The organism is uncultured Amnibacterium sp. (assembly GCF_964250715.1).
GTDB lineage: Bacteria > Actinomycetota > Actinomycetes > Actinomycetales > Microbacteriaceae > Amnibacterium.
Window position 1 is genome coordinate 22,816 of record NZ_CAXUGX010000010.1, and the last position, 12,208, is coordinate 35,023.

The window sequence follows — 12,208 nt, forward strand, 5'->3', positions numbered from 1 at the left end:
GCACCGTCCGCGAGGTGGAGCGGCCGCGTGGCGCAGAACGCCGTGGCGCGGGCACCGCCCGAGCCGGCCTTGCGGGCGCCGACTGTGCGGATGCCGGGCGCGCGGGTGCAGGCCGCACGGGTGAGGCTGCGGCGCGCATCGTGGCGCGCGGTCGGCTCGGCGCTTCGGGCGCAACCGCCAGCGGGACCGGGGACGGCTTGGGTGCCGGCTTGGCGGCGCGAGCATCGGGGCGGAGGCCGTTCCGGGCGTCGCGCAGGTCGCGCCTGGTCGGATAGGTCACCGTCGGCGCACCGGGAACAGGATCGATCACGCGGTTCTGGCCTCCTTCGCCCCCCACGGGCTTCCGATGCAGCGCGCCGCTCGGACGTGCACTCCTGTCCCACCTCGATGTCGACGGACGGCGGGACCGGTTCAGGCTAGGGGCCGAGAACTCGTTTGCCAGAAGCGACGCGCGGCGTGGCGCAGCCCGGCCACCGGCGCTCGGACCCGCCGTCGAGGGAAGCCGATCGTGGGGGGCACCCACCGTCCGCGGATCCCGAGAAGCGGGTCTCTCAGACCGCGACGAACACGTGCGCGGCCACGTCGGCCGGCAGGTCGAGCACGTCCTCGAAGCCGTCCACGTCGATGCGGACACCGCCGCCCCGCGCCTCCACGGTGGCCTTGGCACCCGGCAGGACGCCGGTCTCCTTCAGTTGCCCGAGCAGCTCGGGGTCGAACTGGGCCGGCTCCCCCAGCCGCCGGATGACCACGGAACTGCGTCCGGGGTTCGCGCGCACATGGGGCACCAGAGAGACGACGCCGTGCAGGAACGCCGCGGACGGCGAGACGACCGGCGCATCAAGGCTGGGGATGGGATTGCCGTAGGGCGATTCGGTTGGGTTGCCGAGGATCGCGACCAGCCGGCGCTCCACGTGCTCGCTCATCACGTGCTCCCAGCGGCATGCCTCCTCGTGCACGTACTCCCAGTCCAGGCCGATCACGTCGCTCAGCAGCCGCTCCGCCAGCCGGTGCTTGCGCATCACATGCACGGCCTTGGACCGCCCCTGCTCGGTCAGCTCCAGGTGCCGGTCGCCCGAGAGCACCACGAGGCCTGCGCGCTCCATGCGTGCGATCGTCTGCGACACCGTGGGACCGGAGTGGCCGAGCCGCTCCGAGATGCGGGCACGCAGGGGGACGATGTCCTCCTCCTCCAGATCGAGGATGGTGCGCAGGTACATCTCGGTCGTGTCGACGAGGTCCGTCACGGCACCGGCTCCTTCCCGCGTCCAGGTACGGATCGGATCCTATCCGCGCATAGGGACCGACCCGGACGGACGGCGGAGGCACACCCCGCACAAACGGGCGCCCGGTCCCCGGTCCCCGAGCCCCGAGCCCCGAGCCCCGAGCCCTCGTATGCTTGGCCGACGTGAACGAGCTGCGCATCCCGGATTCCCTGCTGCCTGCGGACGGGCGCTTCGGGTCCGGCCCGGCGCGGGTCAGGCCGGAGCAGCTCGCGGCGCTCGAGCGAGCCGGTCGCACGATCATCGGCACCTCTCACCGGCAGGCGCCGGTCAAGTCGCTCGTCCACAGCGTCCGCGAGGGCATCGCCGCCCTGCTCGGCGCGCCCGACGGGTACGAGGTCGTGCTCGGCAACGGCGGATCGACCGCGTTCTGGGACGTTGCGGCGTTCTCGCTGATCGAGCGTCGCAGCCAGCACCTCAGCCACGGCGAATTCGGGGCGAAGTTCGCCAAGGCGGCAGCGGCCCCCTGGCTGCAGGCACCCACCGTGATCACCGCGCCGGCCGGCAGCCGTGCGGAGTCCGCGGTCGAGTCCGACATCGACGCGTACGCCTGGCCGCACAACGAGACCTCCACAGGCGTGGTCGCTCCCGTGCGCCGACTGGCGCACGACGGCGCCCTGATGCTGGTCGACGCTACGAGCGCCGCCGGCGGCGTGCCGGTCGACGCGGCGCAGACGGACGTGTACTACTTCGCTCCGCAGAAGAACCTCGGCTCGGACGGCGGCCTCTGGCTGGCCCTGCTGTCCCCGGCCGCCCTGCAGCGCACGGAGCGCATCGCCGCTTCCGGCCGGTACATTCCGGAGTTCCTCAGCCTGTCGCAGGCGGTGGCGAACTCGCGCCTGGACCAGACCCTGAACACGCCGGCGATCACCACACTGGTACTGCTCGACGAACAGTTGCGCTGGATCAACGGCCAGGGCGGCCTGCCGTGGGCCACGGCCCGGACGGCAGAGTCGTCTGGGCTGGTCTACGACTGGGCCGAGCGGGGCGCGCACACGACCCCGTTCGTGCAGCGGCCCGAGGATCGCTCCCCGGTGGTCGTCACCGTCGACTTCGACGACGACGTGGACGCGGCCGCCATCGCGACGGTTCTGCGGCGCAACGACATCGTCGATGTGGAGCCGTACCGCAAGCTGGGCCGCAACCAGCTGCGCATCGGCACGTTCGTCTCGGTCGAACCCGACGACGTCCGCGCCCTGCTCGCCAGCATCGACCATGTCATCGAGCACGCCGACGTTCAGGCCGACACGGGCGCGACGGCCAGGCGCTGAGGCGGGCTCGGCCCTGAGGTGGGACTCGCCCGGGGCGGGCTACTTCACGCCCGGGTAGCGTCGTCCGGCTCGGGGACGCCGTCGTCAGGCTCGTCGTCGTCCTCCGGGTCGACGATGTCGAACTCGTCCGGGTCCGCAATCTCGAGGTCTGTATCCAGGTGGTCGTCGACCGCGTCCACCTCGTCGTCATCATCGATGGCGTCGTCGTCCATCGCGTCGTCGTCATCGAGGATGTCCTCGTCGTCGACGTTCTCGTCGTCCGGGTCGTTGGCAGCGTCGTCGTGCGCATCCTCCGGATGCAGGCGCCGATAGTCGGCCAGCCGATCGGCCCACGGCACCCACGGCGGAGCGATGAGCGCCCCCTCCCCGGGCAGCAGTGCGACCTCCAGCACCGACGGCTGCAGCTGCGGCAGCACGGCGACCTCGACGGTCCACTTCCAGGCCCGATACCCGGGCAGCAGGCTGGCGAAGGTCACCTCGCGCACCTCGCCGTCGCCGGTGATCGCGACCAGCTCGCCGACCGTGCCGTCGGGGGCCACGTCACGCAGAGCATCGAACGCCAGGTCGCGCAGCGCCGCCGTGTCGACGGGTGCAGTGTCAACGGGTGCAGTGCTATCCAGCGCTGTGTCGACCGGCATCGAAGGAGCGGTGTCCTGCGCCGTCACGGTTTCGGCCACCGGGTCAGGCCTCCAGGTCGTCCGCGACGCGGCGCAGCACACTGGCGATCTTGCGCCCGTGCTCCGAGTCGGGGTACCGGCCCCGGCGCAAGCTGCCGCCGACGCTGTCGAGCAGCTTGACCAGGTCCTCCACGATGATCGCCATGTCGTCGGCTGGCTTTCGACCCATCTTCGCCAGGCTGGGCGGCGCCTCCAGGACCCGCACGGACAGCGCCTGCGTGCCGCGCTTGCCTGCCACCACCCCGAACTCCAGCTTGGTCCCCGCCTTCACCGACGTCGTACCGGAGGGCAGCGCCGAGGCGTGCAGGAAGACCTCCTGCCCGTCGTCTCCGCTGATGAAGCCGAAGCCTTTCGCGTCGTCGTAGAACTTGACCTTGCCGGTGGGCATCGAATGGACCTCGTCAACACATGCGGAATGCGCGAAAGCGCGTCCACGAGTGTAGTGGCGGCCCGCCGCCACCCGGGGCGGACGGTAGCCTGACGCAATGCCTGCCGGTTCGCGCTCACCCGGTCCGGGCCTGCCCGCGAACGGCCAGCACTCGCCCTCCGCGGGGCTGGCACGCCTGCAGCGGACGCTGGCCGCGATGGCGACCGCGGTCATCGGACTGACGGTGATCGCGATCGCGGCGCTGTTCATCTGCCGCGCAGCGGGAGTGCCGCAGCAGGCGTTCGGCCACGGGATCCTGCAGTTCGCCGCGGTCTTCCCGACGCCCGGCCTGGCGATCGGTCTGCTGCTCGCGATCGCGCTGATCGTCGTCTCCGTCGTGCAGCGCTCCCGGGCCGCCCGCTAGCGCGTTCCTCTCCTATAGGGCGCTGCCTACAGTCCTATACGGCGCTGCCTACAGGGCTCTCCGCAGCGCCTCCGAGGAGTCGAGCACCCCCACGCTCCGGGCGTCGTGGCCAGCGCGACACGCCGCCTCCACACTCGATCAACACTCAGACTTCGTACAGCCTCTACGCAAATACTGTCCAAATGGCCGACCAACCGCGCATCCTCATCGTCGACGACGAGCCCAACATCCGCGACCTGCTCACCACCAGTCTGCGATTCGCGGGATTCGCCGTCCGCGCGGTCAGCAACGGCGCGCAAGCCATCTCCGCAGTGCTCGAAGAAGAGCCGGACCTGATCATCCTCGACGTGATGCTGCCCGACATGAACGGATTCGGGGTCACCAAACGCCTGCGCTCATCCGGCTACACCTCCCCCATCCTGTTCCTCACCGCCAAGGACGACACCGAGGACAAGATCACGGGACTCACCGTCGGCGGTGACGACTACGTCACCAAGCCGTTCAGCCTCGACGAGATCGTCGCGCGCATCAAGGCGATCCTGCGCCGCACGATGCACGCCGAGGAGGACGCCGTCATCCGCGCCGGCGAGCTGACCATGGACCAGGACACGCACGAGGTGACGGTCGGCGCCGAGTCCATCGAACTGTCGCCGACCGAGTTCAAGCTGCTGCGCTACCTGATGCTGAACCCGAACCGGGTGCTGTCCAAGGCGCAGATCCTCGACCACGTGTGGGAGTACGACTTCAACGGCGACGCCGGCATCGTGGAGTCGTACATCTCGTATCTGCGGCGCAAGCTCGACGCGCACAGCGCGGAGCCGATCATCCAGACCAAGCGCGGCTTCGGATACATGCTGAAGGCGGCCAAGGTCTGACCGGTCGGTCGCCGACCCGCCGCACGTTCTGAGGTCGCCCATGCACGCATCGTTGGTCGAGTGGTGGAACGGGGTCTCGCTCCGCACCAAGATCACCGCGGTCACAGTGCTGCTGCTGACCACCGGTCTCGTCGTCAGCGGCCTCGGCACGATGCTGCTGCTGCGCGGCTACCTGATCAGCGACCTCGATCAGAGCATCGACCGAGTCGCGGATCGGATCACCGTGCAGACCGCGCCGGACGATCTCGGCTCGCAGCTCACCGACTACGCCTACGCACAATTGACGCCGAACGGCACGCTGACCGGCACTCCCAACTCCGTGTGGCAGGCCGATCCCCCGGTGCTCGGGCGGATATCCGCGCAGTTCATCCGGGCGCACCAGACCGCCCCCGTCACGGTGCGCGACCAGGACGGCGCCGCCGCCTACCGCGTGATCTTCAAGCCCGTGGCGAATGGCACCATCGTGGTCGGTCGCTCGCTCGACAGCACGAACCAGCTGATCGCACGGCTATTCACGATCTTCTTCCTGTTCGGCCTCATCGTGGTGATCCTGAGCGCCGCACTGACGCGGCTGCTCGTCACTTCCACGTTCGGACCGTTGCGACAGGTGGAGCGAACCGCCGCGGCGATCGCGGACGGCGACTTCGGTCAGCGGCTCGGCAACGCGACGCCGAACACCGAAGTCGGCCGGCTGAACCGCTCACTCAACCAGATGCTGAACCGGATCGACCGCGCACTGGCCGACCGAGCCCGCACCATCGATCAGATGCGACGGTTCGTCGGCGACGCCAGTCACGAACTGCGCACACCCCTCGTGTCGGTCCGCGGCTACGCCGAGCTGTACCGGATGGGCGCGCTGCAGAGCGACGAGGACGTGGCCCGGGCGATGGACCGCATCGAGCGGGAGGCGATCCGGCTCGGTGCACTCGTCTCCGACCTGCTCGCGCTCGCCCGCTTGGACGAGACCCGGCCGCTTGCGCAGAAGCCGGTGGAGCTGCTTCCTCTGGCGCACGACGCCGCCCTGGATGCGCGCGCGCTGGCGCCGAAGCGGATGATCCGCGTGGTGGGCCGGGACGCGAGCACGCCGACAAGCACCATCCCCGTGCTGCCGCCCGCAGCGGAGACGGACTCCGCGGCGCTGTCGACGGCGGCCCGGCTGTTCCGGCGCAACACGGCCGCCACTCGCGCCGCGGCGGCCGCTGCCGCGGCCGACGCCCCCGAGCGGCTCGACGACGGAGCCGACCCCTCCGATGCGACGGCCGGCGGTAGCGGCCCGGTCCGGTCGGCCGCCGGCAGGCTGCTGCGCTCCAGACGGCGCGATCGCGAGCCCGACTCGGTCGAGGCCGAACTGCCGCAGCGCGCCGCGGGCGAACCGCTCCCTCTGGTGCTCGCCGAGGAGGACAAGCTCCGGCAGGTGCTGACCAACCTGATCGGCAACGCCATCCGGTTCACGCCGGAGCAGTCGCCGATCGAGATCGCCGTCTATGCCAGCGCCAGCCGTAACCAGGCCGTCGTCGAGGTCATCGATCACGGTGAGGGGATTCCGCCGCAGGTGCGGGACAAGATATTCCAGCGGTTCTGGCGCGCGGACTCGTCTCGCACCCGCGACACCGGCGGCAGCGGCTTGGGGCTCGCGATCGTCGCCGCGATCGTGGCCGCCCACCAGGGCACGATCGGCATCACAACCACAGCGGGCGGCGGTGCGACGTTCCGCATCACGCTTCCGCTCCTCAACAACGACCGCTCCGACGAGGATTCGACCGGGATCGCCGCCGATCCGCCCCTGGCTGCAGCGCGCTCCTAACGTCGGGCCTTCCACCACCACGGGGAAGGACCAGACAGATGACCCGCTACACCGTCGACAGCGAGGCGGTCGTGAGCGCCGCCGCTGCCATCTCGGCCACGGTCGCCCGACTGCAGACCGAGGCCGGCAGCCTGCACGCGCAACTGGAAGCGCTGCAGGGCAGCTGGAGCGGCCAGGCCGCCATCGCGTTCCAAGGGGTGGTGTCGCAGTGGCGCACGGCCCAGGCCGGACTCGAGCAGGCCCTCGCCGGCATCGATCGCGCCCTGCGCACCGCCTCCCAGCAGTACGCCGAGATCGAACTGGCGAACACGCGGCTGTTCCAGTGACCGCCGCGAGCGGCGCGAGGCCGACAGAGACAGCAGAGGCCGGGCACTCGCGTGGAGTGCCCGGCCTCTGCCGTTCAGTGCTGAATCAGCGATCCGTGCTGGATCAGAAGTCCATGCCGCCCGAGGGGTCGCCGCCGGCCGCGGCCGGGGTCTTCTCGGGCTTGTCCGCGACGACCGCTTCGGTCGTCAGGAACAGGCCGGCGATGGATGCGGCATTCAGCAGCGCGGACCGGGTCACCTTGACCGGGTCGTTGATGCCCGCGGCCAACATGTCGACGTACTCGCCGGTGGCGGCGTTGAGGCCGTGCCCGACCGGCAGGCCGCGCACCTTCTCCGCCACGACACCGGGCTCGAGACCCGCGTTCAGCGCGATCTGCTTGAGCGGCGCCTCGATGGCCACCTTGACGATGTTCGCCCCGGTCGCCTCATCGCCGATCAACTCGAGCGACTCGAACGCCACCTTGCCGGCCTGGATCAGCGCGACGCCGCCACCGGCGACGATGCCCTCCTCGACGGCCGCCTTCGCGTTGCGAACGGCGTCCTCGATGCGGTGCTTGCGCTCCTTGAGCTCCACCTCGGTCGCCGCGCCCGCCTTGATGACTGCAACGCCGCCGGCCAGCTTGGCGAGACGCTCCTGCAGCTTCTCGCGGTCGTAATCCGAGTCGGTGTTCTCGATCTCGTTGCGGATCTGCTGCACCCGACCGGCGATCAGCTCGGCGTCGCCGGCGCCTTCGACGATCGTGGTCTCGTCCTTGGTGATGACCACCTTGCGGGCGCTGCCCAGCAGGTCGAGCGTCACGTTCTCGAGCTTGAGCCCGACCTCCTCGGAGATCACCTGGCCGCCCGTGAGGATCGCGATGTCCTGCAGCTGCGCCTTGCGGCGGTCGCCGAAGCCCGGGGCCTTGACGGCGACGGACTTGAAGATGCCGCGGATCTTGTTGACGATCAGGGTCGCGAGGGCCTCGCCGTCCACGTCCTCGGCGATGATCAGCAGCTGCTTGCCGCTCTGGATCACCTTGTCCACGATCGGCAGCAGGTCCTTGATGTTCGAGACCTTGCTGTTGACGATCAGGATGTACGGGTCCTCGAACACCGCCTCTTGACGGTCGGGGTCGGTGACGAAGTACTGCGACAGGTAGCCCTTGTCGAAGCGCATGCCCTCGGTGAGCTCGAGTTCGGTGCCGAAGGTGTTCGACTCCTCGACGGTGACGACACCCTCCTTGCCGACCTTGTCGATCGCCTCGGCGATGATCTCGCCGATCTGGGTGTCTCCGGCGGAGATGGACGCGGTGGCGGCGATCTCCTCCTTGGTCTCGACCTCCTTGGCGCTGCGGATGAGCTCGGCGGACACGGCCGCGACGGCCTTGTCGATGCCGCGCTTCAGGCTGATCGGGTCGGCACCGGCCGCCACGTTGCGCAGGCCCTCGCGGACCAGCGCCTGGGCCAGCACGACCGAGGTCGTGGTGCCGTCGCCGGCCACGTCGTCGGTCTTCTTGGCGACCTCTTTGACGAGCTCCGCGCCGATCTTCTCGTACGGGTCGTCGAGCTCGATCTCCTTGGCGATGGAAACGCCGTCGTTCGTGATCGTGGGGGCGCCCCACTTCTTCTCCAGCACGACGTTGCGGCCGCGCGGGCCGAGTGTGACGCGCACGGCGTCGGCGAGCTGGTTCAAGCCGCGTTCGAGACCGCGACGGGCCTCTTCGTCGAAGGCAATGATCTTTGCCATAGGTGGTGAACGTCCCTCCTGGACGGTGACGGGTGGATCGGCGCCCGCCGGCAAGTACCCGCGGCGCCTTGGCACTCAGCAGAGTCGAGTGCTAATCCATCTTGGCAGTCGTCCCTGCCGAGTGCAACCGCACACGAACGCTCGGAGCGCGCTTCAGCGGGTGTCGGCCTCGCGTCGGCCATGTTTCCCGGGCGTCGGGTCGCGACAGGTCGCCGGCGACTCCCGCGAACCAGCGGCCTCAGGCCAGGCGCACGCCCTCGGCCTGCGGGCCCTTGGATCCGGAACCGACTTCGAAGACCACCTGCTGCCCCTCGGTCAGCACCTTGTAGCCCGCCATGTCGATGGCGCTGTAGTGGACGAACACGTCCTGCCCGCCGCCGTCGACGGTGATGAAGCCGTAGCCCTTCTCCGCGTTGAACCACTTGACTGTTCCGCTGGCCATGGTCTCAGCCGCTCCTCCGCATGCCGACAGCCGGCGGGAAGGTCGGCCCGGCTCGGCCTCACACTAATGAGGCGGGCGGCCGCGGACCGGCTGCGCGGGCGTGGAATCGGCGGTCTGCACCGGTTCTCAACACAGATTAAACGAGGGCGTAACACGCGGGGCGCTGCGAGGCACCCGGAGGCTGCGAGTGGGCGGTCAGTGGGCCTTGGCGTAGTCGGCGCCGAGGACCACGGTCAGCCGGTCGGTCCCGCCGGCGGCGAACTGCGAGGACTGCTGGGTGCGGGTGATGCCGAGGCTCTTCGCGAGGCCTTTCGCCGCCCCGGCCTGCCCGGCTCGGGCGTAGTACACGACGGTGGTCTTCACGGCGGTGGAGCTGGCGTTGGCGGTGGATTGCACGGTCCAGGAGTCCGCCTTCGCTGCGGCCGCGGCAGTGGCTGCGAGCCCGTTGGTGGTCGTTGCGTTCAGCAGCACGACCGGCTCCTTCGGATCGACGGTCGCGACGACGGACGGCGCGCTGCTCGTGTTCTGCGTGGGGCCGGTGCCTCCGGCGTTCCGGGAGTCGATGACGCGCAGGCCGACGACGCCCGCACCGACCAGCACGCCGGTGGCGAGCGCCGCCCAGGCGAACGCCACGAACACCCGCCCGCGTCTGGCGGGTGCGCGGTGCGCGCCGATTCGGGTCAGATCGGCTGGAAGCTCGTCGAATCTATCTCGGGGGAAGTCGGGCATGGTTCTTTCAGGCGTGTCCCACCGGGATCGTCTCCAGCGGGAGAGCGATCAACTGGACCGGCGGACCCGGAGCAGGTCGGCCCGGCGGACCGCTCGGGCGTCGCGCAGGCGCTGTAGGCGCTTGACGAGCATCGGGTCCTCGATCAACGCCACGGGTGAATCGATGAGGGCGCCGAGCAGCTGGTAGTACCGGGCGGCGGAAATACCGAATTCCTCGCGGATCGCCTCCTCCTTGACCCCGCCTCGACGCCACCAGGCACGCTCGAAGGCCAGCATGGCGGTTTCGCGCGAGGTCAGTTCGCGCCGCACGTTGTTCGAACGCTCGGGAGCCGCATCGGCATCGACTTCGCTCTCCATTGATCCCCCTTGCCGGAATAGGCGCCATCCTAAAAGCGCTGAACACAGTGAACGGGATGCGACAGGCCGCCGAGCACGAACCCGGTCGGCGCCACCGAATCCCATCCGCGAGATGGAGGACCCCATGCCGTACGACATCACGAAGAGCGACACGGAGTGGCGCTCCGCACTGGACCCCAACGAGTACAAGGTGCTGCGCGAGGCCGCGACCGAGCGTCCGTGGAGCGGCGCCCTGCTGGATGAGCACCGCGACGGCCTGTTCCGCTGCCGCGCGTGCGACTCGCCCCTGTTCAAATCGACCTCCAAGTTCGATTCGGGGTCGGGGTGGCCCAGCTTCTTCGAGCCGGTCTCGCCGGAGGCGGTGGAGTTGAAGTCGGATCGCGCCTGGGGCATGACCCGCACCGAGGTGCTGTGCGCCAGCTGCGGCTCGCACCTCGGCCACCTGTTCGACGACGCCCCGCAGACCCCCACGGGCGACCGCTTCTGCATGAACTCGGTCTCCCTGAAGTTCGAGCAGCAGCCCGCCAGCTGACTGGAGGGCGCCATCCCCACCCTGTCAGCTACGACCGCCGACCGCCGACCTCGGGAACGGGAGCGAAGGCGGGTGTCCCGCCGCAGCGGACTGCCCACGACCTGCGCCGCCGTTGCGGCGGCGCAGCAATAAGCCCGAGCCGACTGCGGGACTTGAACCCGATCGGCGCAGGTTATGCGCCGATCGGACAGGCTGCTCGAGTACTGCGGGAGGCGGAGCCGACTAAGGGACTCGAACCCTTAACCCCCTAATTACAAGTTAGGTGCGCTACCAGTTGCGCCAAGTCGGCGTGGTGGTCGAAACCGCCGGTTGCAGTCTACGAAGCCGGCGACGCTACTTCCTCGTCACTTCTTCGTCGTCGACGGGCTCGGGGACTCGCTGTCGAGGGAGGGTGTCGCACTCGGCGTGGGGGTCGGGGTCGGGGTGAAGGCCTGAGACTTGAGCACCGCGGCCTTGAACGCCGCCGCGTCGGTGATCGAGCCCTTGTACCAGGTGCCGTTGATCAGCACGGTCGGGGTACCGATGTAGTTGGTCTGGGAGGCGTTGCTGCGTCCCTTGACGTCCGACAGCGGCAGGTCGGGCTGGCTGAAGCGGTCGGTCACCGCTCCGACGAAGGTCTTGTACGTCTGCTGACTGATACAGGATGTGATCTGGGCGAGGTTGCTCACCTTGGCCTGCTTGGCATACCCGGTCAGTTGCGCGTCGGTCAGGCCGGCGCCCTCCTCCGCCGGCTGATTGGCGTAGAGCAGCCGGTGGAACTCGTAGAACTGGTTCGGGGAGAAGTTCGCGACGCAGTCCGCGGCGTTCGCCGACCGCGTCGAGTAGTTGGTGCTCGACGCGCGGTCGAGGATGGCGACGGGATAGATCTGCAGCGTCGCCGTGCCGGCCTGCACCAGCGACTTGATGTACGCGGCGTTCGTCTCTTCGAAGTCCTTGCAGTTGGGGCACTGGAAGTCCTCGTACGCCCGGATCGCGATGACACCCTTCTGGACGGGGCGCTGGGTGGGCGTCGTGTCGGCGGCAGCCCCCGCACTGGTCTGCGCCCGCAGCCCCTCGCCGATGACAATCCCGCCGTCCGCCATGTTCTTGGGACCCGGCCCGGGCGGACGCGCCGAATTGACCAGGACGACCGCGACGATCACCACGACGGCGACGATGACGAGGCCGATCGAGGCCTGCAGGATCACGCGCCGGCGCCGATCCCGCCTGCGCTGCTGCTCGCGCTGCTGGCGCGCCTTCTCGCGTGCCGCGTCGCGTCGCTCGTTCTTCGACGGTCCGCGGCCGTTCGGTCCGGCCTGCGTCATGACACCTCTTCCGCTGCCCGCCGGGCGGCAGGCGGGTGGAATCGTAGCCGTCGGCCCTATCCCGCCTCCGCAGCCACCCCGCGAGACACCGGCC

Annotated in this window: 14 protein-coding genes and 1 tRNA gene; 6 read left to right on the forward strand and 9 right to left on the reverse strand. The window is 69.5% G+C overall.

The window, feature by feature from the left end:
- Positions 1-551 precede the first annotated feature (551 nt).
- On the reverse strand, positions 552-1,244 hold the full coding sequence (locus ACFE7H_RS10560) for a metal-dependent transcriptional regulator (protein WP_375401197.1): 693 nt from the start codon (positions 1,242-1,244) through the stop codon (positions 552-554).
- Between the two features lie 161 nt (positions 1,245-1,405).
- Here ACFE7H_RS10560 and serC point away from each other — a divergent pair, with 161 nt between their 5' ends.
- A complete protein-coding gene (gene serC, locus ACFE7H_RS10565; RefSeq protein WP_375401198.1) occupies positions 1,406-2,551 on the forward strand; it encodes a phosphoserine transaminase in 1,146 nt (381 codons plus the stop codon).
- 44 nt (positions 2,552-2,595) lie between these two features.
- On the opposite strand, the gene ACFE7H_RS10570 is transcribed toward serC, so the two are convergent.
- Positions 2,596-3,228 carry a DUF3027 domain-containing protein gene (locus tag ACFE7H_RS10570; protein ID WP_375401199.1) on the reverse strand — a complete coding sequence of 211 codons (633 nt, stop codon included), beginning with the start codon at positions 3,226-3,228 and terminating at the stop codon, positions 2,596-2,598.
- A gap of 4 nt (positions 3,229-3,232) precedes the next feature.
- Positions 3,233-3,616, reverse strand: a complete 384-nt coding sequence (locus tag ACFE7H_RS10575) for a cold-shock protein (RefSeq protein WP_375401200.1) — start codon at positions 3,614-3,616, stop codon at positions 3,233-3,235.
- 97 nt (positions 3,617-3,713) lie between these two features.
- Between ACFE7H_RS10575 and ACFE7H_RS10580 the strand changes: the two genes are divergently transcribed.
- From ACFE7H_RS10580 to ACFE7H_RS10595, 4 genes are all read left to right on the forward strand, one after another.
- A complete protein-coding gene (locus tag ACFE7H_RS10580) occupies positions 3,714-4,019 on the forward strand; it encodes a hypothetical protein (protein ID WP_375401201.1) in 306 nt (101 codons plus the stop codon).
- Between the two features lie 182 nt (positions 4,020-4,201).
- On the forward strand, positions 4,202-4,894 hold the full coding sequence (locus ACFE7H_RS10585) for a response regulator transcription factor (protein WP_375401202.1): 693 nt from the start codon (positions 4,202-4,204) through the stop codon (positions 4,892-4,894).
- A gap of 40 nt (positions 4,895-4,934) precedes the next feature.
- Positions 4,935-6,698: a sensor histidine kinase gene (locus ACFE7H_RS10590; protein ID WP_375401203.1), complete on the forward strand. Its 1,764-nt coding sequence runs from the start codon at positions 4,935-4,937 to the stop codon at positions 6,696-6,698.
- A 38-nt stretch (positions 6,699-6,736) separates the two neighbouring features.
- A complete protein-coding gene (locus ACFE7H_RS10595; protein ID WP_375401204.1) occupies positions 6,737-7,024 on the forward strand; it encodes a WXG100 family type VII secretion target in 288 nt (95 codons plus the stop codon).
- A gap of 103 nt (positions 7,025-7,127) precedes the next feature.
- On the opposite strand, the gene groL is transcribed toward ACFE7H_RS10595, so the two are convergent.
- The 4 genes from groL to ACFE7H_RS10615 all read right to left on the reverse strand — a co-directional run bounded on the left by groL (position 7,128) and on the right by ACFE7H_RS10615 (position 10,278).
- Positions 7,128-8,750 carry a chaperonin GroEL gene (gene groL, locus ACFE7H_RS10600; RefSeq protein WP_375401205.1) on the reverse strand — a complete coding sequence of 541 codons (1,623 nt, stop codon included), beginning with the start codon at positions 8,748-8,750 and terminating at the stop codon, positions 7,128-7,130.
- A gap of 238 nt (positions 8,751-8,988) precedes the next feature.
- Entirely contained in the window at positions 8,989-9,192 is a 204-nt protein-coding gene (locus ACFE7H_RS10605; protein WP_375401206.1) for a cold-shock protein, read from the reverse strand.
- Between the two features lie 195 nt (positions 9,193-9,387).
- A complete protein-coding gene (locus tag ACFE7H_RS10610; protein WP_375401207.1) occupies positions 9,388-9,921 on the reverse strand; it encodes a LytR C-terminal domain-containing protein in 534 nt (177 codons plus the stop codon).
- 48 nt (positions 9,922-9,969) lie between these two features.
- Positions 9,970-10,278, reverse strand: coding sequence for a DUF3263 domain-containing protein (locus ACFE7H_RS10615; protein ID WP_375401208.1), 309 nt, complete (start codon positions 10,276-10,278; stop codon positions 9,970-9,972).
- Positions 10,279-10,402: 124 nt separating this feature from the next.
- Between ACFE7H_RS10615 and msrB the strand changes: the two genes are divergently transcribed.
- Positions 10,403-10,810, forward strand: a complete 408-nt coding sequence (gene msrB / locus ACFE7H_RS10620) for a peptide-methionine (R)-S-oxide reductase MsrB (protein WP_375401307.1) — start codon at positions 10,403-10,405, stop codon at positions 10,808-10,810.
- A gap of 216 nt (positions 10,811-11,026) precedes the next feature.
- Here the strand turns inward: msrB and ACFE7H_RS10625 are convergent.
- Positions 11,027-11,099 (reverse strand) — tRNA-Thr (locus tag ACFE7H_RS10625).
- A 55-nt stretch (positions 11,100-11,154) separates the two neighbouring features.
- Complete coding sequence (locus ACFE7H_RS10630) at positions 11,155-12,114, reverse strand: DsbA family protein (protein WP_375401209.1); 960 nt, start codon at positions 12,112-12,114, stop codon at positions 11,155-11,157.
- Between the last annotated feature and the right edge of the window lie 94 nt (positions 12,115-12,208).

What these genes read in the sequence shown, in the direction of transcription:
- ACFE7H_RS10575 (WP_375401200.1), bottom strand. Translation starts at nt 3,616, where the DNA reads ATGCCCACCGGCAAGGTCAAGTTCTACGACGACGCGAAAGGCTTCGGC.
- ACFE7H_RS10580 (WP_375401201.1), top strand. Translation starts at nt 3,714, where the DNA reads ATGCCTGCCGGTTCGCGCTCACCCGGTCCGGGCCTGCCCGCGAACGGC.
- ACFE7H_RS10585 (WP_375401202.1), top strand. Translation starts at nt 4,202, where the DNA reads ATGGCCGACCAACCGCGCATCCTCATCGTCGACGACGAGCCCAACATC.
- ACFE7H_RS10590 (WP_375401203.1), top strand. Translation starts at nt 4,935, where the DNA reads ATGCACGCATCGTTGGTCGAGTGGTGGAACGGGGTCTCGCTCCGCACC.
- ACFE7H_RS10595 (WP_375401204.1), top strand. Translation starts at nt 6,737, where the DNA reads ATGACCCGCTACACCGTCGACAGCGAGGCGGTCGTGAGCGCCGCCGCT.
- groL (WP_375401205.1), bottom strand. Translation starts at nt 8,750, where the DNA reads ATGGCAAAGATCATTGCCTTCGACGAAGAGGCCCGTCGCGGTCTCGAA.
- ACFE7H_RS10605 (WP_375401206.1), bottom strand. Translation starts at nt 9,192, where the DNA reads ATGGCCAGCGGAACAGTCAAGTGGTTCAACGCGGAGAAGGGCTACGGC.
- ACFE7H_RS10610 (WP_375401207.1), bottom strand. Translation starts at nt 9,921, where the DNA reads ATGCCCGACTTCCCCCGAGATAGATTCGACGAGCTTCCAGCCGATCTG.
- ACFE7H_RS10615 (WP_375401208.1), bottom strand. Translation starts at nt 10,278, where the DNA reads ATGGAGAGCGAAGTCGATGCCGATGCGGCTCCCGAGCGTTCGAACAAC.
- msrB (WP_375401307.1), top strand. Translation starts at nt 10,403, where the DNA reads ATGCCGTACGACATCACGAAGAGCGACACGGAGTGGCGCTCCGCACTG.
- ACFE7H_RS10630 (WP_375401209.1), bottom strand. Translation starts at nt 12,114, where the DNA reads ATGACGCAGGCCGGACCGAACGGCCGCGGACCGTCGAAGAACGAGCGA.